The organism is Amycolatopsis antarctica, from assembly GCF_002262875.1.
Classification (GTDB): Bacteria; Actinomycetota; Actinomycetes; order Mycobacteriales; family Pseudonocardiaceae; genus Amycolatopsis; species Amycolatopsis antarctica.
In genome coordinates, this window is sequence record NZ_NKYE01000043.1 from 1 (window position 1) to 1,138 (window position 1,138).

1 protein-coding gene is annotated in these 1,138 nt (G+C 64.1%); it reads left to right on the forward strand.

The window, feature by feature from the left end:
* Positions 1 to 41 precede the first annotated feature (41 nt).
* Positions 42 to 1,138 (forward strand): SDR family NAD(P)-dependent oxidoreductase (locus CFN78_RS30410; protein ID WP_420807939.1); only part of this gene is annotated, 1,097 nt, incomplete at its 3' end.

A 1,138-nucleotide genomic window follows, 5' to 3' on the forward strand; every position in this document is an offset into this window, starting at 1 on the left:
TGCGGGAGTGGTTGGGGGATGGGCGTTTTGCGGGTTCGTGTTTGGTGTTGGTGACTCGGGGTGCGGTGGGTCCGGTGGTGGGTTCTGGGGTTGATGTGGGTGGTGGTGCGGTGTGGGGTTTGGTGCGGTCGGCGGTGTTGGAGCATCCGGGTCGGTTTGCGTTGGTGGATGTGGAGTGTGGTGGGGATGTGGGGGTGGCGTTGCCGTTGTTGGGTGATGAGCCGCAGGTGGTTGTGCGGGGTGGTGTGGCGAGGGTGGCGCGGTTGGCTCGGTTGGGTGATGTGGAGTTGTTGTCGGGGTTGGGTTCTGGTTCTTCGGAGTCGGAGTCGGAGTCGGGTTCGGGGTTGGGCTCGGAGTCGGGCTCGGGTTCGGTGTGGGGTTGGGATCCGGCTGGGGTGGTGTTGGTGACTGGTGGGACTGGTGGTTTGGGTGGTGTGTTGGCTCGGCATTTGGTGCGGGGTGGTCAGCGGCGGTTGGTGTTGGTGAGTCGTCGTGGTGGGGATGCTCCGGGGGCTGGGGCGTTGGTTGAGGAGTTGGTGGGTTTGGGGGCTGAGGTGTCGGTGGTGGCGTGTGATGTGTCGTGTCCTGGGGCGGTGGGGGAGTTGGTGGCGGGTGTTGCGGATTTGACGGCGGTGGTTCATGCGGCGGGGGTGCTTGATGATGGGGTGGTTGAGTCGTTGACGGCGGATCGGTTGGCTTCGGTGTTTGCGGCGAAGGCTGGTGCGGCGTGGGAGTTGCATCGGGCGACGGTGGATCGGGGTGTGGCTGGGTTTGTGTTGTTTTCTTCGGCTGCTGGGGTGTTGGGGGGTGCTGGTCAGGGTAATTACGCGGCGGCGAATGCGTTTTTGGATGCGTTGGCGGTGTATCGGCGTGGTGTGGGTTTGCCTGCTGTGTCGTTGGCGTGGGGGGCGTGGGATGCGGATGTGGGTATGAGTGGTGATCCGGTTCGGGATGTGTCGTTGGGGGTTCGTCGGATTGGTGTTGAGCGGGGTTTGGCGTTGTTTGATGCGGCTGTGGGCAGTCGTCATCCGTTGGTTATTGCTACTGCTGGTGTGGATGGGGCGGGTGTGGTGTCGGGTGGTGTGGTGCCGTCGATGCTTCGTGGGTTGGTTCCGGTCACCCGCCGCACCGCCAGCGC